Source organism: Dysgonomonadaceae bacterium zrk40 (genome assembly GCA_016916535.1).
Taxonomy (GTDB): Bacteria; Bacteroidota; Bacteroidia; order Bacteroidales; family Dysgonomonadaceae; genus Proteiniphilum.
Window position 1 is genome coordinate 826717 of record CP070276.1, and the last position, 25741, is coordinate 852457.

Here is a 25741-nt window from a genome sequence, read left to right on the forward strand (position 1 = left end):
TGTTTTACTTGATTTCCTTGTGCACCGTCATTTTCTTGAGGACGGGATTGTATTTCTTCAACTCCAACCGTTGGGTGGTGTTCTTTCTGTTCTTGGTGGTGATGTAACGGGAGGTGCCGGGCATGCCGCTCTCCTTGTGCTCGGTACATTCCAGTATGACCTGCACCCTGTTTCCTTTTGCTTTCTTTGCCATTGCTGCTTCTCCTCTTTCGTTATGCGTTTAAAAATCCTTTGGCAGCGGCTTGTTTCAAGGCTGCATCCAGTCCGATCTTGTTAATGGTGCGCAATCCGGATGCCGAGACGTTCAAACTGATCCAGCAATCCTCTTCCACCCAAAAAAATTTCTTCGTGAACAAATTGACGTTGAACCTACGCTTCGTCTTCTTATTGGAGTGCGAAACGTTGTTGCCAACCATTGCTCTTTTTCCTGTTATTTGACAAATCTTAGACATTGCTATATGGTGTATTTGTTGTTTACCTTCTTTTCGGACACAATCTTCCCGACAAATCAGGGCGCAAAATTAAGCATAGTTTTTTAAATTACCAAAGAATTGCGCAAATTAATTTGAATGCAATCAGTCGCTTTTACCACGAATCTGATGGGGACCACCGGTTAATGCGGCACCCTCCGATACCCTCACCCACTTCAAAAGATGGAGTCAACTGCTGACAGGAGGCCGTTCACAGTCTTCAGCGTCTCACCTCGTATCGCCTTTCGCCATTCAGCCTGCTCCCCACCATTGTTGAGAGACTGATCGGTGATGGTTTGTTCGGCAGTATAAACCTTGGGGAAGAAGGAAGAGGCATCCTGTTGGGCCACCTGATAGGAGATGTCGCGGACCACCAGCATACAACCGGCATTGTTCACCGAGAGATCGAGACGGTAACTCATCATCATCTTCTCAGGCTCCAGAAATTGGGCACGATTGCTCACGGTGACCGTACGCGCTTTCTCGTCATAGCGTATGCCTGCCAGCAGTGGATCACCCACAAAAGTTTTCCTGGCCCACTCCTGTAACAGGTTGTATTTCTGATCGGCAGTGAGGTTGTTATTGACAGGAATGAACTGCTCGAAAAGAACTTTGCCGTTCAGGACCGTAACAGTTGTAAAAGCATTGTCGACCTGTCCCATTGTAACAAACAGGGTAGCGACAAATAAGCTGAATGTGATAAAAAATCTCTTCATAATCTTTACAAAACTGTCTATTGGACTGCAAACCTACGAAAAAGATTAAAGCCGACAACCAGAATTACAAAAAAAAACAACCCTTAATATTTTCTTTATCCCCTAAAAACGATTACTTTTGCAACGCGAAAAAACAATGTAACATTTTTCATATCGTATGTCTGCAAAAAAACAGAAAGAATCGCAAGCCGAAAAAAGCTTTGAAAACATCGGTGAGGCGTTGTCCAGTTCCGAACAGTTCCTGGAAAAAAACCAGAAGTCCATATTGACCGGTCTGTTGATCGTGGTGGTGCTGGTGGGTGCTTATCTGGCATATCATTATCTATATAAACTCCCCCGCAACGAAAAGGCTCAAGCAGCCCTCTTCAAGGGAGAGCGTTACTTTCAGGAGGGAGAAGATTCACTGGCGCTCTTTGGCAATGGGAACGACTTCCCCGGCTTCGAAGCAGTGATCTCCCAATACAAGGGTACCCGTTCAGCCGATCTGGCCCACGCCTATGCAGGCATCGCCTATAACCGGATGGGCAACAACGAGAAAGCACTTGAACACCTGAAGAAGTTCAAGGGTGGCGACCTGCTGATCACACCTGCCGTGACAGGTGCCATTGGTGATGTATACATGAACATGGGTGAGAGCGAAAAGGCGATCGACCAGTTTCTCAAAGCGGCAAAAAAGGCTGACGACCGGATGTTGAGCCCCATCTACTACAAGAAGGCGGGGAATGTATATCTGTCGGAGGGAAACTACGACAAGGCGATCGAGATTTTCACACGGATCATGGAGGAGTTTACCAACACCCCTGAAGGGCAGGAAGCCGATAAGTACATCAAGCAGGCAGAATTGCTGAAAGAATCGAACTAAGATGGCTACTGAACTGCAAAACCTCTCCTCATACGATCCCCATACCATTCCGTCAGGCGAAGGGAAAAGGATCGGCATCGTGGTGTCGGAGTGGAACTACTCCGTGACCGGGAGCCTGCTGAACGGCGCGGTGAACACGCTGCGCAAGTTTGGTGTGAGGGAAGAGGACATTGTGGTGGAACATGTACCGGGCAGCTTCGAGCTGACCTATGGTGCGCGGCTGCTGATTGAAAAGGGAGCGGTGGACAGTGTGATTATCCTGGGTTGTGTCATTCAGGGGGAGACCCCCCACTTCACCTTCGTGTGTGAGAGCGTGACACAGGGATGCACCGAGCTGAACCTGCAAAAAGATGTTCCTGTGATCTTTGGTCTGCTGACCACGCTCACACTCGATCAGGCCAGGGCCCGCTCAGGTGGTCGTCACGGCAACAAGGGTGACGAAGCAGCCATCACAGCGTTAAAAATGTTGGCACTTCGTTCCAGATATCAATAATTGTATTATCTTTGCACACGCAAAACATGGGCAGTTACCAGAGTGGCCAAATGGGGCTGACTGTAACTCAGCTGGCTTACGCCTTCGGTGGTTCGAATCCATCACTGCCCACTTTGCTTATTTGATGATGAGCATGTCACCACATCAGCGAATCACCAAATCAATATTGCGGAAGTAGCTCAGTTGATAGAGCATTAGCCTTCCAAGCTGAGGGTCGCGGGTTTGAGCCCCGTCTTCCGCTCTCAAAAGGAAGTAACGAACAGTGTTACTTCCTTTTTTTTTGTACAACAGAACCAAATGAAAGAGTCACCCGTCTTCACCCCCAACATCCGTGACCTGACGCAGGGAAGCATCTTCCGTCAGCTGCTGACACTGGCACTGCCGCTGATGGCCATCAGCTTCATCCAGATGACCTACAAACGTGAGTTCGGGATAAGAAAAGCATAAAAAAAGTTGTGATATAGGGAGATTATTTGTATATTTATAGCTGATAATCAAACAAATAACAAACATCAGCCCTATGATCACAACAGACAAAGTTATTGAAATATTTTGTATTGCCGACGATTTTTGTGCAGAATATGAGAATGAAATTCAGAATCATCAACTTCAAGCCGGGGGTACAACTAAAAGGAGAAACAGGAAAACGCAAATGTCCCAGAGCGAGATTATTGCCGTGATGGTCTGTTTCCACTGCGGAACCTTCCATAATTTCAAGAATTATTACCTGTTTTATATTTGCAAACACATGAAGAGCTATTTTCCAAATGCCGTTTCCTACAACCGTTTTGTCGAGTTGCAACCCAGGGTGATTGTACCTTTCATGCTCTTGCTCAAACTCTTTGGATTTGGTGAATGCACAGGCATTACATATGTGGATAGCACTCCCATTAAAGTATGTCATAACAAGCGTATACACTCGAATAAAGTATTCAGGGATCTGGCACAAAGAGGGAAAAGTACGATGGGCTGGTTTTTTGGATTCAAGCTTCATCTGGTCTGTAACGAAAAGGGTGAATTGCTGAATTTCTCTCTCACAAAAGGCAATGTCGACGATAGAAACCCTGACGTAATCAATGTTCTTACCAAAGATCTTTTCGGTAAACTATATGCAGACAAGGGTTACATCAGCACAAAGCTCTTCGAGATGCTGTTTGACCAGGGTGTTCATTTAGTGACCGGTATACGCTCAAATATGAAAAATTCCCTGATGTCATTCCGCGACAAGATTCTCTTACGCAAAAGATCTGTAATTGAGTCCATCAATGATGAACTGAAGAATATCTGCCAGATAGAACATTCAAGGCATCGTTCCACACATAATTTCATCATGAACATAATTGCTGCATTGGTGGCATATTGTTTCTTTCCCAAAAAGCCTTCAATCAAATTTGAAGTGGAAAAGTCAAGTCAATTAACCATTTGGGGATAATATGTTATCCCGAACTCACGTTACAACCTGGTAGACATCCTCTGGATCGGCCGGCTGGGCAGTCGCTCCGTGGCGGCAGTAGGCTCCATCGGCATGCTGATGTGGATGATGAACTCGGTGGCACTCATCTCGAAGGTGGGAGCCGAGATCTCCATCGGCCAGTCGATCGGCGCACGGCGGCTCGATCATGCCTCCCTCTACGCTTCCCACACCACCACGCTGGCACTGTTGCTGGGGCTCTCCTTCGGCATCCTCTTCATGCTCTTCCCCAACCCCTACGTTTCCTTCTACCGGCTGGAGCACTCCATCGCCATGGAGGCTGCCGGCTACCTGCGGATCATGGCTGTCGGGATCCCGGTGATGTTCCTGATCCTCAACTTCTCAGGCATCTACATCGGATCCGGCAGGAGCGACATCCCCTTCTATTTCAATGCAACCGGTTTGGTGTTCAACATACTGCTGGACCCCCTGATGATCTTCGGGATGGGTCCCATTCCGGCAATGGGTGTGCAGGGGGCAGCGTTGGCCACAGTACTCTCGCAGGGGGTGGTGTTGTTGCTCTTCATCGCTCACCTGAAGCGCAGGAACGGTTTGCTGGGTGGCTTTCGTTTTCTGATCCGTCCCCGCAGGCGGTTCACGATCAACATCCTCAAGCTGGGACTGCCCGTTGCGGCGATGAATGTCTACTTCGCCTTCATCAACATGAACCTGGCCCGCAGCGCATCCCTCTACGGGGGGCATCTGGGGATCACCAGCCAGACCACCGGGGGGCAGATTGAGGGAATCACCTGGAACACCTCCAACGGCTTTGCCACGGCACTGGGCAGCTTCGTGGCACAGAACTTCGCGGCGGGCAAGATGCTGCGAGCCGCTCGTGCCTTTCGCTACACGCTGATGATGATGGGATTGCTGGGAGGAATCGTGTCAGCTGCCTTCATCTTCCGCGGTGAATGGATCTTTTCAATGTTTGTTCCGGAGAGAGAGGCATACATTGCCGGCGGGGATTACCTGATGATTCTCGGCTTCTCGCAGCTCTTCATGATGCTGGAGATCACCACCCAGGGGATCTTCAACGGATTGGGCAAGACATCACCACCGGCCATTGTCAGCATGGTTTTTAACACGCTACGCATTCCGCTGGCACTTTTCCTGGGTGCCCGTATCGGGGTGACAGGCGTCTGGTGGGCCATCTCCATCACCTCCCTCTTCAAGGGGAGTATCCTGCTGATCTGGTACCTGGTGCTGCGAAAGAGACTCACATCTCAATAGCCGTGCAAGAAGATGCCGATGTCGGAGAGGGGGAGGTTGAAATGACCGGCCACATAACGGTTCACCATCTTGCCGGCATAGAGGTAGAAGCCTGCAGCGAAACCGCGGTCGAACCGGGCAAAGTGAGGCACACCCCCGCAGTCACCCATCGCCATGAAGAGGGAGATGAAGAGGTTACTCATCGCGATCGATGCTGAGCGCGCCACACGAGCACTGAGGCTCATCTCACAAAAATGGAGCACCCCAAACTTCTCAAATACTGGAGGATGATCTGCCAGGCAGGCTTCCATAGTGGTTTCAAAACACCCCCCCTGCGCCATGCGCAAATCGATGATCAACGCCCCCTTCTTCATCTCCCTGATCAAATCGGCCGAAATGCGATAGTAATGGCTCTTGTTGATATACTGCATGGCTCCTATCACCACATCGGCAGAGCGAAAGACATTGCGCAGCACGTTTGGTTGCAGCGTGGAGGTGAACAGCGGTGATCCCAGCTCATGACGGATGGTGCGTAACTTTGCCACATCATTGTCGAACACCTTCACGGAGGCACCCAGTGCCAGAGCAGCCCGTGCCGCCATGGTACCCGCCACACCGGCACCGATGATCACCACTTCGGTGGGTGAGATGCCCGGCACACCACCCAGCAGGATTCCTTTCCCGCCATGGGCATTGCTCAGCAGCTCGGCAGCAAGCGTGATGGAGCAGGCGCCCTCAATCTCTGAGATGGCCGTCACAAAAGGAGAGAGTCCGCTCTGGTCGTAGAGCAGCTCATAGGCCAATACGTTGATTCTTTTCTCAGCCATCATCTCCAGGAGGGAGGAAGTGAGCTTGTGCAGATACAGAAACGAGAAAACGGTGCTCCGCGGCCGCATCATCTCCACCTCACCGAGCGTGGGTGGCATGATCTTCAGGATCAGATCGGCCTGAAACACCTCTGCCACGCTTTCCATGATCTCAGCTCCCGCATCAGCATAATAACGGTCGGAGTAATTGATGGGCAGTCCGGCACCGGCCTCAAGCAGCACCCTGTACCCGGAGGATACCATCAGTGCTACCGTTTCGGGCGTAAGCGCCAGCCGCTTCTCGGTCTCATCAATCTCACGCGGGATACCGATCACGGTGGTGAAACCGGGATTTTCTGTTTTTTGGAGTTGCTCCCTGACAAAGAAGGAGGTGCGCTTTAGGGGATCGTACATGGTTTTATCTGCTCCTGTTTTTCAATTGTTCTGCAATGGCATTTACGGTGAGGTGGATCTCTTCCTTTGTGATCATGTGATCGGTGGGAAAGATGATCTGCGCCTTGTTGTAATAACGCTCACGTTCAGCCAAATGTTCCCGGATAAAGGGAATCAGTTCCTCCGGTTTCTTCTTGCTGAGAATGGGTCGTACTGTTTTGGATGCCCGCAACCTTGCTGCCAGCTCCTCCGGTTCGGCTTTGATGTAGACCGTGACACCGGCACGGTTCATCACCTCCATGTTGTGGAAGAAGCAGGGGGCTCCCCCACCGGTAGAAATCAGCACATCTTCAAAGTCGGCCACCTCCAGCAGTGCCTGTTGCTCGATTCTGCGAAATGCCTCCTCCCCTTTTTCATCAAACAGTTCGGAAATTGTCTTGCGGTAATTGTTCTGGATGTGGGCATCAAGGTCGATGAAGGAGAGCGACAGTTTCTGGGCGAGTCGCTTGCCGAGGGTACTCTTGCCGCACCCCATATATCCTATGAGAAATATTCGTTCCATTTTTTAGCAATCAGTTGACTGTTGTCAGTTTTTAAAAACTATACATTAATTTCGTATCAACCTATTAACTTATTAACATCAAACCATGAACCACGAACCTGCTTACAACAGCGGTGCGAAGAGGCGCAGCAGTGATTCCAGAAAACGTCTGCCAATGGGTCTTTTATTCCATTCCCTCAGCGAGACCTGGTCACACGAGCGTTGGTCATCGACAAAGATCTCAGACGCCTGAGCAGCCACTTCACGGTCATAGATGAATGCCTCCACCTCAAAATTCTGCTCGAAGCTACGCATGTCAAAGTTGGCTGAACCAATCAGGGTGAGAGAGCTGTCGAACACCATCAGTTTGGAGTGAAGGAAACCCTCCCGGTAGAGATAGACCTTCACTCCCGACTGCAGCATGTGTGCGATGAAGGAGTGGGAGGCCAGCTGCACCAGGGGCACATCGGATCGTTTTGAGATCATCAGCCGCACATCTACCCCGCGTATGGCAGCTGCCTGTAGGGCATCTGTCATTGATTCAGGCGGGAAAAAATAGGGTGTTTGAATAAATATCGACTTCTCAGCGTTGTAGATGGCTTGCATGATGCCATGCGACAGTTCGTTCTCCTCGCTCACCGGTCCGCTGTTGACGATCTGCATCATGCTGTTGCCGCAGTTGTCGAGCAGGGGAAAATAATTGCGGGAGGTGATTAGTGTTTGTGAGACAAAGAACCAGTCGATCAGGAAGACCGACTGCAGCCCCTGCACCCCTTTCCCTTCAATACGGGCATGGGTATCGCGCCATGCTCCCCATTCCATCCCTCTGATGTAACGGTCTGCGATGTTCATGCCGCCCACATACCCTATTTCACCGTCGATCACGATGATCTTGCGGTGGTTTCGGTAGTTCAGGCGTGAGGTAAGGGAGGGCAGCGTCAGCTTCAGGAAGGGTTCCACCTCGATGCCCGCCATGCGGTACGCTTCGAAATAGGCCTTCCCCGTCTTGCGGGAGCCGAAGCTGTCATAGATGATCCTCACCTCAACACCTTCACGGGCCTTCCGGATCAGGGCATCCTGCAACTGCTTCCCAAGGTCATCGTCTTCCAGCACATAATATTCGATATGGATGTGGCGGCGGGCCCTCCCGATGTCATCAAAGAGGCGTTCGAACTTGAGGGAGGCGTGGGTGAAGAGCTCCACGTCGTTGCCTCCCAGCAGCGGGTTGTAATCCATGCGGCGGAGCAGGTTCACCAGGTTGCCGTATCCCTCCGGGGAGCTCTGTTCAACAGGGGTCTCCATCTCATCCAGAGGCCGTTTTTTCAGCTTGCTGTACATGCGGCGGGAGATGACATGCTTACGGGTGGTATCCTGCCCGAAGATGGCATACCAGATGATGCCGATCACCGGCAGGAAGAGCACCGCCAGCACCCATGCCACCGTCTTGATGGGGTTCCTGTTCTCGGTGATCACCACCACCACGATGCTCACCACCGTAAGCAGGTAGAGAATCTCGAAGAGGGTGATCAGTGTATGGTTCAGGGGCATGGCTACAATCGGTATTTTCCTTCGCTGATGTCTTCCATTATGTTGAGGTAGGAGTGGTAGCGGCTCTCACTGATGGTGTGCGCTTCCACCGCGTTGCGCACGGCACAATCCGGCTCATGGAGGTGGAGGCAGTTGTTGTAACGGCAATGTTTCGATGTGCGGAAGATCTCCGGGAAGTAATGCGACACCTCCGCGGGGACCATGTCGATGGTACCAAACCCCTTGATTCCGGGGGTGTCGATGATGAACCCGCCGTTGGCAAGCTCTATCATCTCCGAATAGGTGGTGGTATGCATCCCTTTCTGGTGATAATCGGAGATGTCACCCACCTTCTGAACGGCATCACCGCGGAGCGTGTTGACGATGGTCGACTTGCCCACGCCGGAGTGACCCGCCAGCAGCACGATCACCCCGCTTGTGAGTGCATCGATCTCCTCCCTGCCCTTGCCGGTGATCATCGAGCTCTCCAGGCAATGATAGCCGATACTGGTGTAGAGGCGGGTGATTCCGCGCAGATACTCCTGATCCGCCTCGTCGTAGAGGTCTATTTTATTGAAAAGAAGAGTCACCGGCACCGAGTAGGCCTCGGCGGTCACCAGAAAGCGGTCGATGAAGACAGTGCTGGTCTCCGGTGAGCGAAGTGTGATGCAAAGCAGTGCCCGGTCGATGTTGGCTGCCAGGATATGCGACTGCTTGGAGAGGTTGGATGCCCTTCGCACAATGTAGTTCTTCCGATCGGCGATATCGGTAATGAAAGCGGTGCCGTCGGGGTTCACATCGAGGCTCACCCGGTCACCCACCACCACGGGACTGGTGCTGCGGATGCCTTTCAGGCGGAAGTTACCCTTGGCGCGGCAGAGCAGGTCGTTGCCCTGCTCATCGCGCACCAGGTAGCTGTTGCCGGTATTCCGGATCACCAAACCACTGCGTCGTGGCAGTCGTTGCTCACCGCAGGCTGATGCCATCAAACGGTCAGTATTTCTTTCTCCTTCTCACCGAACATCTCATCCACCTGCCGGATATACTTGTCGTGCAGCTTCTGCAGTTCGCCTTCACCATCCTTGCCCATGTCCTCGGGCAGGCCCTCTTTCACGGCTTTCTTGATCTCGTCGATCCCTTCGCGGCGGGCATTGCGTATGCTGATCTTCGCATCTTCAGCCTCCTGCTTGGTCTGCTTCACCAGCTGACGGCGCCGCTCCTCAGTCAACGGAGGGATGCCCAGACGAATCACCTCCCCGTTGTTCTCGGGCGTGATGCCCACGTCAGAATCGAGGATTGCTTTCTCCACCACCTTGAGCATCTGTTTCTCCCAGGGTTGCACCATGATGGTCTTGGCGTCGGGGGTGTTCACGGTAGCCACGTTTGACAGCGGCACATGGCTTCCGTAATACTCCACGCGGATACCGTCGAGGATGTGCGGGTTGGCACGTCCTGCGCGGATGCGGGAGAAGGTTTCATCAAGAAACTCGAGGGTCATTTTCATCTTCTCCTCGGCCTCATTTCTGATTGTTGTTGTTTCCATAATTATTAAAAATTGTAATACTGGCAAAAATAGTCAAAACTTTTGAAAGGCTGCTACAAATGGACCAATGTACCGATCTCTTCACCGTCAATCACCCTGTTCAGATTGCCGTAGCTGTCCATGTCGAACACCACGATGGGCAGGTTGTTCTCGCGGCAAAGCGTGGTGGCGGTCAGGTCCATCACCTTCAGTCCCCTTTGGTATATCTCATCGAAAGTGATGCTGCTGAACTTCGTGGCGGTGGGATCCTTCTCCGGGTCGGCAGTGTAGACACCGTCGACACGGGTACCCTTGAACATGGCATCGGCTTCGATCTCTATACCCCTGAGTGCCGACGCTGTGTCGGTGGTAAAGAAGGGATTTCCGGTGCCGCCGGCGATGATTGCAATCTGGCCCTGTTGGAGCGCCTCGATGGCTTTCCATTTGGAGTAAAGCTCGCCCACCGGTTCCATGCGGATGGCGGTGAAAACACGGTTGGGCTGTCCTATCGCGGTGAGGGCCGAGCTGAGGGCCAGGCTGTTGATCACTGTGGCGAGCATCCCCATCTGATCACCCTTCACCCTGTCGAATCCCTTGTCGGTGCCGCTCAGTCCACGGAAGATGTTCCCACCCCCGATCACGATGCCGATCTCAATTCCTTTTCGGGCGGCATCACGAATCTGCGCGGCATAGTCCTCCAGCCGTTTTTCGTCGATACCATACTGTTTCTCACCCATGAGCGACTCACCGCTCAGCTTCAATAAAATCCGTTTGTATTGCATTTTTTATCAGTTATCAGTAATCAGTGTTCAGTGTTCAGTTTTTATTCGACAAATGTGACCTCTTTGAAGGCATAAGTGCGTTTCTCGTCGCTGTCGAGCGTGCGGAGCACCAGGTGGCCGGATGAAAGCACCGTCTCAATTTTCGCTTTGAAAAGACCGGTGCTGTCTTCAAACCAGTAATAGTCGTTCACCCTGTAGAGGTCGAGCATGTATTCATCCTCGATGGCGGTTGTCAGTCCCTCCTGCAGGTCCCTGTAGAGCAGGAAGAACTCACGCATAAACAGCTCCAGCAGATGCTCCCTGTCATGCAGCGTTCCTGTGATCTGCCGCAGCGAAACAGGGTTTGTCAATTCGATGGGAAAAATCTGCTGGTTGACGTTGAGACCGATGCCGATTACCGTGTTGCGGATCTCCTTCTCCTGGATGTCATTCTCGATGAGGATGCCGGCAATCTTCTTTTCTTTCCAGTAGATGTCATTGGGCCATTTGATGCGGATGTCATCGGTGAAGGAATCGAGCAGGTTCTTGAGCGCCAGCGAGGTGATGCGTGACAGGATGAACGATTCGTTGGCCGGCAGTTGACGCGGGTAGATCAGCAGGCTGAAGAGGAGGTTGTCGCCCCTGCCGGAGTACCAGCTGTTGCCCATCTGGCCTCGTCCCCCTGTCTGGTAATCGGCGATCACCAGCGAACCCTCCTCGGGATGCTCCTCCCTTACCAGTTGTTTCAGGTAACGATTGGTGGAGTCGGTCTCCTCCAGACGGATGATCCGTCGTTCATTGCTCAGTTGTTCCATAATAATCCTCCTGTTTCTTTTTGGGTAGTTTGCGAATCACCTGCTCCACGGAGTGATCGATCCATCGCTTCAGCTCATCGTCACCCATGTCACCATCGAGCCAGATTCGGTTCCAATAGGTTTTGTTCATGTGAAAGGCACTCTCCACGCTGGTGTACGCTTCACGCAGCTGCAATGCCTTTTCAGGATCACATTTCAGGCTGATGCTGAAACGCTCCTCATCGGTGGGTATCAGGGCAAACATCTTGCCCATCACCTTCATCACGATGGTCACCTCGTCGAAGGGGGTCGTTGCCTCGGCACCCTTCACCGAGAGGCAATAGTCATACAGTGCTTCAATATCCATCACAGCTGTTGTTCTAAAACGCCCTGAAAGCATCTTCAATGTGCTCAAGTTCACAACGGTCACCCTCCCAGATGATGGCAACGATATCGAACCGCGCCGGCAAGTCAATCCGGTGAATGAGCAGATATTGATGGGCAGCCTTGATCATCCGCTGCATGCGTTGCGTGCCAACAAAGCTCTGGGGATCGCCCCACTGCTCCGAGGCGCGGGTCTTCACCTCCACAAAAACAACATACTCCCCGTGGGTGGTGATGATGTCGATCTCATACCCGTGCAGCCGCCAGTTTTTATCGAGGATGTGATGTCCTTTCGACTCCAGATAGCTCACCGCAGCTGCCTCCCCTTTATGTCCCAGTTCGTTGTGTTGCGCCATTGCTTTTGGGCTTAAAAGCCCATAAATGTTGTAAAAATACAAATTTAGGAGTGAAAAAGTTCCTTTTGGTGGAAATATTTTGTTTTTTTGCATCAGCAAAGGGAAAGCGTTTCAGATGTGATCCAAAACCGATCTGTAACGGAAGGAAATCGAATGGAAGTTATTTGATGGGCACAAAAAAATACAAGTTACAGGGAAAGGTGAAGCCGCGTGTCAGGAAGGCGGTCTTCATGCTCAGCGACGAAGAGCATAGCCTCATTCAGTTCTATCTGAAGAAATACAAGATCACAAACCGTTCCCGCTGGTATCGTGAGACCGTCTTGAACCATATCCTCAAAAACATGGAACAGGACTACCCCACCCTCTTTGAAGAAAACGAAATGCGACGCTAAGATGATACTGGACGACAACTACTTCATGCGACAGGCATTGCTCGAAGCACAAAAGGCGTTCGATCAGGATGAGGTGCCGGTGGGTGCCGTGGTGGTATCGGGACAGCGCATCATTGCCCGCGCCCACAACCTCACCGAGATGCTCAACGATGTGACGGCGCATGCCGAGATGCAGGCCATCACCGCGGCGGCAAACATACTGGGCGGCAAGTACCTGACCGACTGCACGCTCTACGTCACCGTGGAGCCCTGCCCCATGTGTGCCGGTGCGCTACGATGGGCCCAGCTGTCGCGCCTTGTTTACGGCGCTACGGATGAGAAGAGGGGCTACACGACCATCACAGCAGAGATGCTTCATCCGAAGACACAGGTCACCGCAGGCGTGATGGCCGATGAATGTGGTGAGCTGATGAGACAATTCTTCGCCCGAAGGCGTTAAATTATCAAAAACGGGCACAACTTTATCCGGATAGCGGCCTCATATTGCACTGCAACCATTATATTTGAGGATTAAATCACACGCTATGAAACGATTCATCCTTGCAGCCTTTTTGGTTGGTCTGTCTGTTGTGAATTTGAAATCACAGCAACACGAACAGTATCAACTACCGTGGGACAGCATCCCCCGAAAGCTACCCCCTTTCCGTATGGAGGGCACCGACACGCTCCGTTTCAATCCGGGAGATACCATTCCTCTACCCTTTTGGAACCAATATCTGGAACAACAGAAATCAGAAAAGGAGTTGGTAATAAAGTCACCACTGGATGGGATGCCCATCGTGGTACCGCCAGGCCACACTTTTCACATGATTATCACCAGGCCCGACACCACATTTCACTATCATTCGCGCAACCTTGGCAAAGAGGAGAAAAATCCGCTTCGGGCGAGGAAGCTTCCCGGAATAAAAAAGTTGCCACAACGGTAAACGATTTCTCCTCAAATCTGTTTAACAATGACCCTACCACACAACAAGTGAATTGAAACAGATCCTATGGAGAAAAGACTCAAACAACAGATTGAATTTATCCTGGAGGCAGACAAACTCAAAAAGGTAATCCGCCGCAACTGGCTTGCCGACGACAGTCGAAAGGAGAATACGGCAGAGCACACCTGGCACTCTATTCTGGCAGCCATGCTCTTCTTTGAGTATGCCGACAACAAGGAAGAGCTGGACCTGCTGCAGATCATCCGGATGATCACCCTGCACGACCTCGTGGAGATTGAGGCAGGTGACACCTTCATTTTCGACAAAGAGGCATACCGGGATAAGTTCAACCGTGAGAACCAGGCGGCCAAGAAGCTCTTCACCATGCTCCCCTACAACCAGGGAAAAGAGTATTACGAACTGTGGCTGGAATTTGAGAAAGAGGAAACAGCAAACGCAATCTTCGCAGCTGCCGTCGACAAGATCATGCCGGTGCTGCTGAACACCTACAGCAAGGGTACCAGCTGGCGCGAGGCAGGCATCACCGGTGAGCGTGTGTATGAGACGCTGCGCTCCATTGAAAAGGGACCCGCGAAAATACGGGAGCTGTTGTCTGAGCTGGTAGAGAAAGCCCGCGAGAAGGGCAACCTGGCATAAATGGCTCATCGATATTTGTGATCAATGTGATCAAACAAAAAGGGTCACTTGCACGTTATATTCTAAAACAAGGGCACTTAATGACCCTACAGAAGAAAATAACCAACAAATACAAAACCGATAAAATGAGCAAAAGGAAAATTGCGGTACTGGTAGGCAGTCTGCGCAAGGAATCTGTGAACCGGAAACTGGCCAACTCGTTGGCAAAACTGGCACCCGAATCGCTGGAACTGGAAATCGTGGAGATTGGTCAGCTGGCACACTACAACGAAGATCTGGATGAAAATCCGCCGGCCGAGTGGGTTGCATTCCGCGAAAAGATTGGTGCGGCAGACGGATTTCTCTTTGTCACTCCCGAATACAACAGAACCTTCTCAGGGGTGATCAAAAATGCACTCGACGTGGCATCACGCCCCTACGGGCAGAGCAAGTGGGGCGGCAAGCCGGGCGCCATCGTGAGCAGCTCCATGAGCGGCATGGGAGGTGAAGGAGCCAACCTGGCACTTCGTCAGCCGATGGTCTTCCTCAACATCTACATGATGCAGCAGCCGGAAGCCTACGTGGCCAACAGCTGGGAACTGTTCGACGAACAAAACAACCTGAAGAGCGACGACACCCGTGCGTTCCTGCAAAACTGGGTGAACGCCTTCGCAGAGTGGGTAAATAAGTTTTAGGTGATCAAAAAGATCGCGTCCTGCGATCGGGATGGTCCCCTTTACCAACTTGAGGGGCCATCTTTTTTATGCAACAAAGAGGCCGTCTCATTTGAAATGATGAGACGGCCTTTTTCTGTTTGAAATTTTCTTTTAGGATAACCCTATTTCAAAACGAGATAGGGGACTTGGTGCCTCTAGCCTTATTGCACCCTTATTGCACCCTTATTACCACTCCAATAATTATGGGAGTGGATATAAGGTTGCAATAAGTTTAGAATATAGAAGTGGGCACCCTAAACCTTGGGAAGTTTCCAGGGATCGCGATAGTTTGCTTTGATGAGCCGGTTGGCTTCCAGGTTGTCGAACGTGCCGGTCTCGTTGTCCCAATGCAGTGCCTTCCCCACACGAGAGGAGATATTGGCCATGTGGCTCAGCTTGGCCACCTCGGCACCGATGGCGATATCAGCGTTGGGTAACTTGCGGCTGCGCATGCAGTCGAGCATGTTACCCGCGTGCAGGTAAAGCCCCTTACCGGTGCCACCTCTCTTCTCCAGCGCCTCCATGCGGAGGGTATTGGGTTTCCTTTCACTGTCGCATGGATAGCAGTAGGGGAAAGAGCGGCTGTTGATGGCCTGTTCGGGCACCACCTCCCACCCGCTGCGGGTAAGGATCAGGGTTCCGTTTTCACCGAAGAAGGCAACCCCTTCGCGCAGTCCGAAGAGACCGTTGCCGATGCCGCAGGCATGATCCCAGATGATGTTGAAGTCGGGATAACGGTAGGTAGCCATCAGGGTATCGGGGGTCTCCATCGCATCGTCGGGATATCCGAACTTACCACCGGCACCATAGACATAGGAGGGGAGTCCCACGTTCATTCCCTTCATTGCATAGTCCAGCAGGTGCACCCCCCAGTCGGCCATCAAGCCTCCGGCGTAATCCCAGAAGAAGCGGAAGTTGTAATGGAAGCGGTTCTGGTTGAATGCTCTTTTGGGAGCCGGCCCCAGCCACATGTCGTAATCGACCCCCTGCGGCACCTCGCTGTCGGGGACCACCGGCAGGGTCCACTTGCTGGTCTGGTAGGCCCACACCTTCACGGTGCGCACCCGTCCCAGGTTGCCGCTTTGCACGTAGGCTGCCGCCTCGTCCCAGTGGGGATCGCTGCGCTGCCACTGACCCACCTGCACGATGCGGTCGTACTTGCGGGCGGCGCGCACCATCAGGTCGCACTCCTCGATGGTGTTGGCCAGCGGCTTCTCCACGTAAACATCCATCCCCGCTTCACAGGCAGCCACCTCCTGCAGGCAGTGCCAGTGATCGGGAGTGCCGATGATTACCATGTCCACATCCTTGTTGTCAATCACCCTGCGCCAGTCCTTCACCAATTGGGGCGGACGTTTCCCGGTCATCTCCTCCAGTTCGGAGGCCCGCTGATAAAGGAATTGATCATCCACATCGCACATGGAGATGCACTCGGTGCCGGGGTATTGCAGGAAAGCCTTGAGGTTGCTCCATCCCTGGTTGCGACAGCCGATAAGACCAATTTTAATTTTATCACCGGGGGCATTGTTCCCGTAAAGCGAATTGAATGGTTGCCCCATCAGAGGAGCCAGGCCCAGTCCTGTAGCAGAGATTGCAGATTTCTTCAAGAAGTTGCGTCTATCCATCTTTTTGATTGTTTTTTTGGTATGATTCATGACAAAGATAAGAAAGATTGCTCAATTTTTGACCGGATAATGAGGGTTCTTTAGCTCATTTCTAACAGGATTTTTCTATATTTGTCCGCGACAGGCAGAATATAAATCGAAACAGCGCTTACAGATGCAACGTCTCAACGATTTTTTTAACCTCCTCCATCAATACATCGGCGGTCATCATTGGTTTGTTTTTCTACTATTGGGTACGGGTATCTTTTTCACCCTCTACCTGGGGTTTCCACAGATACGCTATTTCAGGCATGCCCTGCGCATCGTCAGGGGCAAGTATGACAAGAAGGGTGACAAGGGTGATACTTCCCACTTCCAGGCGCTGGCTACGGCACTTTCGGGGACCGTGGGCACGGGTAACATCGCCGGGGTGGCACTGGCCGTGCACCTGGGTGGACCGGCCGCCCTCTTCTGGATGCTGGTGACAGCGTTTCTGGGGATGTGTACCAAGTTCGTGGAGGTGACCCTCTCGCACAAGTACCGCGACTTCGATGAGAAGGGAATGGTAACGGGTGGCCCCATGTATTACATGAAAAAAAGGCTTAACATATCGTTTAAGAACGGTAAACAGCTTAAAACAGGTTACTGGCTGGGAGGATTTTTCGCCATGGCCACCATCCTCTCCTCCTTTGGTACCGGCAGTCTCCCCCAGATCAACAGCATCTCCAACTCCCTCTTTGCCACATTCGGCCTCAATCACATGGTCACCGGAGCCATTCTGTCGCTGTTGCTGGCGCTTATCATCATTGGCGGCATCAAACGCATCGCAAAAGTCACTGCCACGCTGGTACCCTTCATGGCGGTCATCTATTTTCTGGGAGCCATCGCGGTGATTCTCTACAACTATCAGCAGATCATCCCCTCCTTCCTCTCTATCTTCAGCGACCTCTTCACCGGCACTGCTGCCGTGGGTGGTTTCCTGGGTGCCGGATTCGCATTTGCATTCAACAACGGTGTCAACCGGGGTCTCTTTTCCAACGAGGCGGGACAGGGCTCCGCACCCATCGCGCATGCTGCCGCCAAGGCACATGAACCGGTCTCCGAGGGGATGGTGGCAATCCTGGAACCCTTCATCGATACCATTATCATCTGTTTCCTCACAGGGCTGGTGCTCCTCTCATCAGGGGTCTGGAATGAGAAGCTGCCCAACCAGTTCCAGAAGACCGACATCGAGGTGCTGGCAGGCAGCTATGACAACCGGAATGCAGCAGATGTGAAACTGTTGGAGGGTCATCTGGGCAACAGTAGCCGCCTGGCACTGTTCAACGGGAAGCTGATAGTTGAAGAAGGAGTCATATCGGAGTCGGTATCGGTGCTCCATGCCCGCTCACTGGCCGAAGAGGTAAAAGTAGCTCAAAACGGTGTTCCCTACAGCGGCGCGTTGATGGTGAATGAGGGGAAAGTGACACAGACAGAGAGCGACATCACCTTCTCCGGCAACTCCCTAGTTCACAGCGCACCCCTCACTGCTACCGCATTCACCCGCAGCTTCCTGGGTGATTTCGGGAAATACATTGTTGCCATCGGATTGCTGCTCTTCGCCTTCTCCACCGCCATTGCCTGGTCCTATTATGGCGACCGGGCAGTCACCTACCTGGTAGGTGCCAGGTATGTGATGCTCTACCGGATCATCTTCGTAGCCGGCTTCTTCGTGGCCTCCTTCACTGACACCACCATCATCTGGAACCTGTCACTGCTCACCGTCACCTTTATGGCAATCCCGAACCTGATCGGATTGCTGTTGTTACACCGGGAGGTGAAGGGAAGCATCCGCGATTATTGGGCAGGTTTCCGGGATGAATATCCCCCTAAAGACCGCTGAGCAGTCCCCCGTCGATCTGCAGGGTGGTGCCGGTCACCGAACGCGCTTGATCGGAACAGAGGTAACAGACCAGGTCGCCCAGCTCCTGCGGATCCATGTAGCGGTTGTGCGGAAAGGCGGCGATTGCCTTCGCCTCGTAAGCCTCCACAGACATACCCTCCTCACGCGCCCTTACCTCCATGAGTTGCGTCACACGGTCGGTACGAAAGTAGCCCGGTGCCACGTTATTGATGGTGACTCCCTTCGCGATCAACTCCTTGCTGATGGTTTTGGCATAGCTGGCTACCGCCGTACGGAAGATATTGGAAAGCACCATGTTGGCTGCCGGTTCCTTCACGGTGATGGAGGTGATGTTGATGATGCGTCCCCACCCTTTTCGCTCCATGTAGGGCAAACAGAGGCCTATCATCCGGATGTTGTACTTCAGCACACTCTCGTAGGCATCATCCAGGTCCGACTCGCTCAGCTCGCGGAAGTTGCCCGGCCTGGGGCCGCCGGAGTTGTTCACCAGGATGTCCACCCCACCGAACCGATCCACCGTCTCCCGCACAATCCGTTCGTTGTCGTCGCGACTGGCCATATCGGCAGCGAGAGCCAGCACCTGCACCCCGAGCGCTTCAACCTCCCGCTGCGCCTCCAATAGTGACTCACTGTTGCGAGCGCACAGCACGATGTTAACACCCTCGCCTGCCAGGGCAAAGGCACATGCTTTGCCCAGTCCTTTGCTGCCGCCACCGATGATGGCGGTCTTTCCCTTCAGATTGAAATCCATAACGTTTGCTTTTACTGCGTCTATAACAGATGAAAAAGAGGAGATGTTTTCCCGAAGGTGACTTTTCCCGCACGGCTACAATGATATTTCCTCAGACAAACAGTTAAAAGCACAATTTTTCTTACCTTTGCAGCCTATTTAGAAAGATATATGTCCAGACAATTTTCACGCACACTGATCACATCGGCACTGCCCTATGCCAACGGGCCGGTGCACATCGGCCACCTGGCAGGCGTATACGTTCCTGCCGATATCTATGCACGTTACCTCCGCCTGAAAGGGGAAGAGGTCCTCTTCATCGGAGGCTCTGACGAACATGGCATCCCCATCACCATCAAGGCAAGGAAAGAGGGGGTCACCCCGCAGGATATCGTGGACCGCTACCACGGAATGATCAGCAAGTCGTTCGAGCAGTTCGGCATCACCTTCGACATATACTCTCGTACAACTTCAGAGATACATAAAAAGACCGCCTCCGACTTCTTCCGGACCCTCTACGACAAAGGGGAGTTCACCGAACTGGAGAGCGAACAGTATTACGATGAGGAGGCGGATCAGTACCTCGCAGACCGGTACATCACCGGCAGCTGCCCCCACTGCGGCAACGAGAACGCGTATGGCGACCAGTGCGAGCAGTGCGGCACCTCATTAAGTCCCACCGAGCTGATCAACCCCAAGTCGGCCCTCAGCGGCAGCGTGCCGGTGATGCGAACGACGAAGCACTGGTACCTGCCGCTGGACAAGCATGAGGCATGGCTCCGCCAGTGGATCCTGGAGGATCACAAGGAGTGGCGCAGCAATGTCTACGGGCAGTGCAAGTCGTGGCTCGACCTGGGCCTGCAGCCCCGTGCGGTGAGTCGCGACCTCGATTGGGGGGTGCCGGTACCGGTGGAGGGTGCCGAGGGGAAGGTGCTCTACGTCTGGTTCGATGCCCCCATCGGTTACATCTCCAACACGCGGGAGCTGCTGCCCGACAGCTGGGAGAAGTGGTGGAAGCAGGAGGACACCAAACTGGTGCATTTCATCGGCAAGGACAACATCGTCTTCCACTGCATCGTCTTCCCCGCCATGCTGAAGGCGGAGGGCTCCTTCATCCTGCCCGACAACGTCCCTTCCAACGAGTTCCTCAACCTGGAGGGAGACAAGATCTCCACCTCCCGCAACTGGGCCGTATGGCTGCATGAATATCTGGAGGAGTTCCCCGGCAAGCAGGATGTGCTGCGTTACGTGCTCACCGCCAATGCACCGGAGACGAAAGACAACGACTTCACCTGGAAAGATTACCAGGCACGCAACAACAACGAACTGGTAGCGGTGCTTGGCAACTTCGTGAACCGTGCACTGGTGCTCACACAGAAATATTTTGACAATAAGGTACCGGCGGCAGGAGAGCTGACCGACTACGACCGGGAGACCATCGCTGCAGCGGCAAAGGTAAAAGATGAAGTGGAAAAGTTGCTTGAGACCTACCATTTCCGGGATGCACAACGCGAAGCGATGAACCTGGCCCGCATCGGCAACAAGTACCTGGCCGACTGTGAGCCCTGGAAGACCGCCAAGAGCGACATGGAGCGCACCGCCACCATCCTACACATCGCCCTGCAGATCACTGCCAACCTCTCCATCGTCTGCGAGCCGTTCCTCCCCTTCTCGGCGGAAAGACTGCGCACCTTCCTCCAGACAGAGAAGCTGCCGTGGGAGCAGCTGGGTTGTTTCGACCTGCTGCCTGAAGGCCACCCGCTGGGCAAAGCGGAACTGCTGTTCGAAAAGATTGAGGACGAAACCATCGAACTACAGGTTCAGAAGCTGCTGGATACGAAGAAAGCCAACGAGGCGGAAGCTTACCGGGCGAAGCCGGTGAAGGAGAACATCCAGTTCGACACCTTTGAGAAGCTCGACATCCGCGTGGGTACGGTGCTGGAGTGCGAGAAGGTGCCCAAGGCGGACAAGTTGCTGCGCTTCCTGCTTGACGACGGTCTGGAGAAACGTACCATCCTCTCCGGCATTGCCGCCCACTACCCCAACCCACAGGAGCTGGTGGGACGACAGGTATGCTTCATCGCCAACCTGGAGCCGCGCAAACTGCGGGGCATCCTCTCGGAGGGTATGATCCTCTCGGCGGAGAACAGTGACGGCACGCTGGCACTGGTATCCCCCACCAAAGAGGTGCTTCCCGGCAGTCCGGTAGTGTAAGACCTTATTTTTTCGGTGAAATGTGCAACATTTTTATCGTTTCTCCGTCTTAATAGTAAGTATCACTCAAAATCGATGAATCGCATGAAGAAACAATTGCTGCTGGTGGCTGCCCTGATGGTCGGCCTGACCGCCTTCTCACAGAAGACGCACCGCGTTGCGGGATGGAAGATCACCCGTGACATACCCCAAAACGAGTTCAAACTGAACCTGGGCACCACCATCTTCGGCTCCTTCCCTGAGCTCAGCTACGAACGGATACTGAACACCGACATCAGCGTGGGGGCCTCACTGGGTGTCGCACTCGACACCGATATTTACCCCACCCATGTGCTGTTCACCCCCTATTTCCGCTGGTTCTTCGGCGGCAATTCGGAGAACCTGCAGAAGGTTGGTGCAGGCTTCTTCATCGAAGCCAACGGGGGGCTCTTCACCCGCTCGGACGACGAGCTCTTCTATGAGAACGGGGTGTATGGCTCCCGCGAGGAGACAGCTACCGGTGCCGGCCTGGGACTGGCTGTAGGGTGGAAGTACCTGACCCGCAACAACTGGGTGGGTGAGTTCTACTTCGGCGGGGGTCGCGACTTCGTGAACGACGGTGCCTATCCCCGCATGGGGCTCACCATTGGCAGGCGTTTCTAAGAGGTAAACCGACAAGATAAAAGAATGGGAGAAATATGTTTTCTCCCATTCTTTTTTGTGCAGGCATCAGAATCGACCCATCACGGCATCTTTTTCCGGGAATAAAAACGTAAATTTGTGGCTGAAGTGATAAACCGAAAATAAAAGATAATGAAAGCATCCGCCGACTTCAGGAAAATCCTCCCCGATCTGATCGTGATCCTGCTCTTCGTGGTGATCTCCTTCCTCTACTTTGCACCCGCCGTGATTGATGGCAGGGTGATCGCCCAGCACGACTCCCTGGCCGCCATCGGGCAGGGGCAGGAGCAGCGCGACTACATGGAGCGGCATGATGGGGAGCGCACCCGCTGGAACATCTCCATGTTCAGCGGCATGCCCTCCTATCAGATGAGTCCCACCTACGACTCCACGAAGCCACAGGACCTGGCAAAGAAGGCCTATTCTCTCTTTCTGCCCAACTATGTAACCCTGCTCTTCATCATGCTGCTGGGCTTCTACATCCTGATGCGCGCCTTTCGTGCCTCACCGCTGGTGAGTGCGCTGGGAGCAGTGGTGTGGGCATTCTCCTCCTACTTTTTCATTCTGATAGCGGCAGGTCACATCTGGAAGTTTATCACCCTGGCCTATATCCCGCCCACGATCGCGGGACTGGTTTACATCTACCGGAAGAAATATTTATTGGGCGGACTGCTCTTCATGCTCTTCACCGCTTTCCAGATCTCGGCCAACCACATCCAGATGAGCTATTACTTCCTTTTCGTGATGCTCTTCATGGTGATCGCCTTTGGCGTGGATGCCCTCCGGAAGAAGGAGCTGCCCGATTTCATGAAAGCAACGGGTGTACTGCTGATCGCCGGTCTGATTGGTGTGGCTGCCAATGCCAGCAACCTCTACCACACCTACGACTATTCGAAAGAGACCATGCGCGGCAAGTCGGAGCTGACCCACCACGGAGAACAGCATACCGGCGATGGCCTGGAGCGTGATTACATCACCGCCTGGAGCTATGGCATCGGTGAGACCTGGACGCTGCTGGTGCCCAACACCAAGGGAGGAGCCTCTGTGCCGCTCGCAGCGAACGAACGAGCCATGGCCAAGGCACGCCCAGAATACCGGGAGCTATACGCCCAGATCGGACAATACTGGGGTGATCAGCCCGGCACCTCGGGTCCGGTTTACGTGGGTGCCTTCGTGCTGATGCTCTTCATCCTGGGTCTTTTCATAGTGAAGGGACCCCTCAAGTGGGCGCTGCTGGCCGGCACCCTCTTCTCCATCCTGCTCTCCTGGGGGAAGAACATGATGGGGCTGACCGATTTCTTCATCGATCACGTGCCGATGTACAACAAGTTCCGCGCTGTCTCCTCCATCCTGGTGATCGCCGAGTTCTGCATTCCTTTGTTGTCGGCACTGACCATCAAGGAGATTGTGCAAAAACCGGAGCTGTTGAAAAACAATATCAGAGCGCTCACTGTCAGCCTGGGACTCACCGGCGGGATTGCCCTGCTGTTCGCACTGTTACCGAAGCTTTTCTTCTCCTCTTTTGTCCCCGTCACCGAGATGCAGGCGCTGCAGTCGCTCCCGCCCGAGCACATCCAACCCATCCTGGCCAACCTCACCGATATGCGGGTGGCCCTCTTCACCGCCGATGCCTGGCGCAGCTTTTTCATCGTGGCAATCGGAACCGCAGCCCTCTGGCTCTACATGGAGAAGAAGATCAGGGGGGAATGGATGGTTGCTGCCATCCTGCTGCTCTCGCTGATTGACCTGTGGGGTGTGAACAAGCGATACCTGAGCGACGACGATTTTGTGGCTCCGACACAGACCCAGCAACAGTTCACGCTGACGCCTGCCGATCAGGTGATCCTGCAGGACAGCACCCTCTACTACCGGGTACTGAACATGGCAACCAGTACCTTCAACGACGGGGTCACACCCTATCATCACAAGGTGATTGGCGGCTACCATGCCGCCAAGCTGCGGCGCTACCAGGATCTGATTGACCGCCACCTCACACCGGAGATGGGAGCACTGCAACAGGCCATCATCGGCAGCGGCGGTACGCTCGACTCAGTGAATGCCGATTCGTTCAAGGTTTTGAACATGTTGAACACACGCTGGGTGATTATGCCGGCACAGGGTGGTGGGACACTGCCGGTGCTGAACCCCCATGCCATGGGCAACGCCTGGTTTGTCGATGAAATTCGGTTCACAGAGAGTGCCGATGAAGAGATCGAAACAGTAGGCATGCTTGATTTGCACCACACAGCGGTAGCAGACAAAAAATTCGAGCCGTTGCTGAAGGGTCTGCAGGTGACCCCTGCCGACAGTGCCTCAACCATCCGACTCCTGGAATATGATTCCGACTACCTCGTTTATGAGGCAGATGCGAAGAAAGATGAGATGGCTGTGTTCTCCGAGATTTACTATCCAAAAGGATGGCAGATCACCATTGACGGTGAGCCGGCAGAGATGCTGCGGGTAAATTACACACTTCGCGGCATGGTGATTCCGGAAGGGAAACAGATCATCACCTTCCGGTTCGATCCGCAAAGCATCCGTGTGACCGATCGCATTGCCTACGCGGCGCTGCTCATCATGCTGTTGACAGCTGTTTATCTACTATTGAACAACGTGAAGCGAAAAAAAAGTTGAAACCAACCTTATCAATGATGATGAAGAATCAAATTATGGGACTGCTGGTCACCCTTTTCGCCCTTCTTTCCACTTCGCTGCATGCCCAGAAACTATCATTCAACGAAGAGGGCACCTTTAAGATCGTACAGTTCACCGACATGCATTACGAGCACGGGAACGCCAATTCCGACACGACGCTGCTGCTGTTATCGCGGGTGTTGGATGCTGAGAAACCGGATATGGCTGTTTTTACCGGAGACATTGTCACCGGTCCCGTACAGGAAGGATGGCATGCCATCATGAAACATGTTGAGGAGAGGAAGATCCCATTTGCCGTAACCCTTGGCAACCATGATCACGAACAGGGTGTCACGCGGGAAGAGATCGCCCGAATCGTTACTTCCAGTTCCTACAACCTCAACACTCCTGCGGGAAGTGTTACGGGTAGAGTGATGGACAATGTGATTCCCATCTACGGCAGCAAGGATAAATTGAAGGAGAGTGCACTGGTCTATTGTTTTGATTCGGGAGCCTACTCCACAGTGGATGGTGTGAAAGGCTACGGCTGGCTCACCACGGATCAGATTGAGTGGTACAAACGGCAGAGTCTTCATTATACCGTCAGGAATAATTTCCAGCCGTTGCCGGCACTGGCTTATTTTCATATCCCCTTACCCGAGTACCGACTGGCATTCAATGAGGAGACAAATGTGCGATATGGAGTAAGGCTGGAAGCCGAGTGTTCTCCTGACCTCAACTCGGGCATGTTCCTGGCGATGCGTGAGATGCGTGATGTGATGGCTACGTTTACAGGCCACGATCACGTGAATAATTATATCGTGAACTATTATGATATCGCTCTGGCCTATGGCTGTTTCAGTGGCTGGAGGACCACCTACACACCAGCAATGAACGGCGTGAGGGTCGTGGTGCTCAAAGAAAACGAGCGGGCGTTCGACACCTGGCTGCATCTGCTGGATGGAACCATACAGGATCGTGTGACCTATCCCGCCGGTTTTACCAGCACAGAAAAGTAAAT

The 25741-nt window shown here is 53.1% G+C and carries 29 protein-coding genes and 2 tRNA genes; 17 read left to right on the forward strand and 14 right to left on the reverse strand.

Features of this window, described 5'->3' with window-relative positions; translation table 11 throughout:
* Positions 1-4: 4 nt before the first annotated feature.
* The 3 genes from rpmG to JS578_03645 all read right to left on the reverse strand — a co-directional run bounded on the left by rpmG (position 5) and on the right by JS578_03645 (position 1186).
* The gene (gene rpmG, locus JS578_03635; protein QRX64356.1) at positions 5-193 is read right to left on the reverse strand and encodes a 50S ribosomal protein L33; all 189 of its coding nucleotides are present in this window, start codon (positions 191-193) and stop codon (positions 5-7) included.
* A gap of 19 nt (positions 194-212) precedes the next feature.
* Entirely contained in the window at positions 213-452 is a 240-nt protein-coding gene (locus tag JS578_03640; protein QRX64357.1) for a 50S ribosomal protein L28, read from the reverse strand.
* A 194-nt stretch (positions 453-646) separates the two neighbouring features.
* Positions 647-1186 (reverse strand): hypothetical protein, encoded by a 540-nt coding sequence (locus JS578_03645; GenBank protein ID QRX64358.1) that lies wholly within the window; start codon positions 1184-1186, stop codon positions 647-649.
* 157 nt (positions 1187-1343) lie between these two features.
* Between JS578_03645 and JS578_03650 the strand changes: the two genes are divergently transcribed.
* The 7 genes from JS578_03650 (at position 1344) to JS578_03680 (ending at position 5242) form a co-directional block, all read left to right on the forward strand.
* The gene (locus tag JS578_03650) at positions 1344-2048 is read left to right on the forward strand and encodes a tetratricopeptide repeat protein (GenBank protein ID QRX64359.1); all 705 of its coding nucleotides are present in this window, start codon (positions 1344-1346) and stop codon (positions 2046-2048) included.
* A gap of 1 nt (position 2049) precedes the next feature.
* Positions 2050-2541: a 6,7-dimethyl-8-ribityllumazine synthase gene (locus JS578_03655; protein QRX64360.1), complete on the forward strand. Its 492-nt coding sequence runs from the start codon at positions 2050-2052 to the stop codon at positions 2539-2541.
* Between the two features lie 28 nt (positions 2542-2569).
* Positions 2570-2652 (forward strand) — tRNA-Tyr (locus tag JS578_03660).
* Between the two features lie 57 nt (positions 2653-2709).
* A tRNA-Gly gene (locus JS578_03665) sits at positions 2710-2782 on the forward strand.
* Positions 2783-2838: 56 nt separating this feature from the next.
* On the forward strand, positions 2839-2988 hold the full coding sequence (locus JS578_03670) for a hypothetical protein (GenBank protein QRX64361.1): 150 nt from the start codon (positions 2839-2841) through the stop codon (positions 2986-2988).
* A gap of 73 nt (positions 2989-3061) precedes the next feature.
* On the forward strand, positions 3062-3973 hold the full coding sequence (locus JS578_03675) for an IS982 family transposase (protein QRX64362.1): 912 nt from the start codon (positions 3062-3064) through the stop codon (positions 3971-3973).
* A 6-nt stretch (positions 3974-3979) separates the two neighbouring features.
* The gene (locus JS578_03680; protein ID QRX64902.1) at positions 3980-5242 is read left to right on the forward strand and encodes an MATE family efflux transporter; all 1263 of its coding nucleotides are present in this window, start codon (positions 3980-3982) and stop codon (positions 5240-5242) included.
* Here JS578_03680 and JS578_03685 read toward each other — a convergent pair.
* The 9 genes from JS578_03685 to JS578_03725 form a co-directional block, all read right to left on the reverse strand.
* Complete coding sequence (locus tag JS578_03685; GenBank protein ID QRX64363.1) at positions 5236-6441, reverse strand: alanine dehydrogenase; 1206 nt, start codon at positions 6439-6441, stop codon at positions 5236-5238. The two genes, JS578_03680 and JS578_03685, sit on opposite strands and share 7 nt — an antisense overlap.
* A 4-nt stretch (positions 6442-6445) precedes the next feature.
* Positions 6446-6982, reverse strand: a complete 537-nt coding sequence (locus JS578_03690; protein QRX64364.1) for a shikimate kinase — start codon at positions 6980-6982, stop codon at positions 6446-6448.
* A 102-nt stretch (positions 6983-7084) separates the two neighbouring features.
* Positions 7085-8509 carry a cardiolipin synthase gene (gene cls / locus JS578_03695; GenBank protein ID QRX64365.1) on the reverse strand — a complete coding sequence of 475 codons (1425 nt, stop codon included), beginning with the start codon at positions 8507-8509 and terminating at the stop codon, positions 7085-7087.
* Between the two features lie 2 nt (positions 8510-8511).
* Positions 8512-9474: a ribosome small subunit-dependent GTPase A gene (rsgA, locus tag JS578_03700; GenBank protein ID QRX64366.1), complete on the reverse strand. Its 963-nt coding sequence runs from the start codon at positions 9472-9474 to the stop codon at positions 8512-8514.
* Entirely contained in the window at positions 9474-10031 is a 558-nt protein-coding gene (frr, locus tag JS578_03705) for a ribosome recycling factor (GenBank protein QRX64367.1), read from the reverse strand. The genes rsgA and frr overlap by 1 nt, the downstream gene beginning before the upstream one ends.
* A gap of 53 nt (positions 10032-10084) precedes the next feature.
* Positions 10085-10792: a UMP kinase gene (locus tag JS578_03710; protein ID QRX64368.1), complete on the reverse strand. Its 708-nt coding sequence runs from the start codon at positions 10790-10792 to the stop codon at positions 10085-10087.
* Positions 10793-10833: 41 nt separating this feature from the next.
* A complete protein-coding gene (locus JS578_03715; GenBank protein ID QRX64369.1) occupies positions 10834-11586 on the reverse strand; it encodes a biotin--[acetyl-CoA-carboxylase] ligase in 753 nt (250 codons plus the stop codon).
* A complete protein-coding gene (locus JS578_03720) occupies positions 11567-11932 on the reverse strand; it encodes an MmcQ/YjbR family DNA-binding protein (GenBank protein QRX64370.1) in 366 nt (121 codons plus the stop codon). The genes JS578_03715 and JS578_03720 overlap by 20 nt, the downstream gene beginning before the upstream one ends.
* A gap of 13 nt (positions 11933-11945) precedes the next feature.
* On the reverse strand, positions 11946-12305 hold the full coding sequence (locus JS578_03725; protein QRX64371.1) for a YraN family protein: 360 nt from the start codon (positions 12303-12305) through the stop codon (positions 11946-11948).
* A gap of 167 nt (positions 12306-12472) precedes the next feature.
* Here JS578_03725 and JS578_03730 point away from each other — a divergent pair, with 167 nt between their 5' ends.
* From JS578_03730 to JS578_03750, 5 genes are all read left to right on the forward strand, one after another.
* Complete coding sequence (locus JS578_03730; protein QRX64372.1) at positions 12473-12697, forward strand: hypothetical protein; 225 nt, start codon at positions 12473-12475, stop codon at positions 12695-12697.
* 4 nt (positions 12698-12701) lie between these two features.
* The gene (locus JS578_03735) at positions 12702-13136 is read left to right on the forward strand and encodes a nucleoside deaminase (protein ID QRX64903.1); all 435 of its coding nucleotides are present in this window, start codon (positions 12702-12704) and stop codon (positions 13134-13136) included.
* 85 nt (positions 13137-13221) lie between these two features.
* Complete coding sequence (locus JS578_03740) at positions 13222-13623, forward strand: hypothetical protein (GenBank protein ID QRX64373.1); 402 nt, start codon at positions 13222-13224, stop codon at positions 13621-13623.
* A gap of 66 nt (positions 13624-13689) precedes the next feature.
* Positions 13690-14280, forward strand: coding sequence for an HD domain-containing protein (locus JS578_03745; GenBank protein ID QRX64374.1), 591 nt, complete (start codon positions 13690-13692; stop codon positions 14278-14280).
* A 125-nt stretch (positions 14281-14405) separates the two neighbouring features.
* Complete coding sequence (locus JS578_03750; protein ID QRX64375.1) at positions 14406-14954, forward strand: NAD(P)H-dependent oxidoreductase; 549 nt, start codon at positions 14406-14408, stop codon at positions 14952-14954.
* 275 nt (positions 14955-15229) lie between these two features.
* On the opposite strand, the gene JS578_03755 is transcribed toward JS578_03750, so the two are convergent.
* Complete coding sequence (locus tag JS578_03755) at positions 15230-16600, reverse strand: Gfo/Idh/MocA family oxidoreductase (GenBank protein ID QRX64376.1); 1371 nt, start codon at positions 16598-16600, stop codon at positions 15230-15232.
* 154 nt (positions 16601-16754) lie between these two features.
* Between JS578_03755 and JS578_03760 the strand changes: the two genes are divergently transcribed.
* Positions 16755-18461, forward strand: a complete 1707-nt coding sequence (locus JS578_03760) for a sodium:alanine symporter family protein (protein QRX64377.1) — start codon at positions 16755-16757, stop codon at positions 18459-18461.
* Here the strand turns inward: JS578_03760 and JS578_03765 are convergent.
* Positions 18448-19233, reverse strand: a complete 786-nt coding sequence (locus JS578_03765; protein QRX64378.1) for an SDR family oxidoreductase — start codon at positions 19231-19233, stop codon at positions 18448-18450. The two genes, JS578_03760 and JS578_03765, sit on opposite strands and share 14 nt — an antisense overlap.
* Before the next feature lie 150 nt (positions 19234-19383).
* Between JS578_03765 and metG the strand changes: the two genes are divergently transcribed.
* From metG to JS578_03785, 4 genes are all read left to right on the forward strand, one after another.
* The gene (gene metG, locus JS578_03770) at positions 19384-21426 is read left to right on the forward strand and encodes a methionine--tRNA ligase (GenBank protein ID QRX64379.1); all 2043 of its coding nucleotides are present in this window, start codon (positions 19384-19386) and stop codon (positions 21424-21426) included.
* A gap of 84 nt (positions 21427-21510) precedes the next feature.
* Entirely contained in the window at positions 21511-22068 is a 558-nt protein-coding gene (locus tag JS578_03775; GenBank protein ID QRX64380.1) for a hypothetical protein, read from the forward strand.
* A 150-nt stretch (positions 22069-22218) separates the two neighbouring features.
* The gene (locus tag JS578_03780; protein QRX64381.1) at positions 22219-24720 is read left to right on the forward strand and encodes a hypothetical protein; all 2502 of its coding nucleotides are present in this window, start codon (positions 22219-22221) and stop codon (positions 24718-24720) included.
* Positions 24721-24755: 35 nt separating this feature from the next.
* Positions 24756-25739: a metallophosphoesterase family protein gene (locus tag JS578_03785; GenBank protein ID QRX64904.1), complete on the forward strand. Its 984-nt coding sequence runs from the start codon at positions 24756-24758 to the stop codon at positions 25737-25739.
* The last annotated feature ends 2 nt before the right edge of the window (positions 25740-25741 follow it).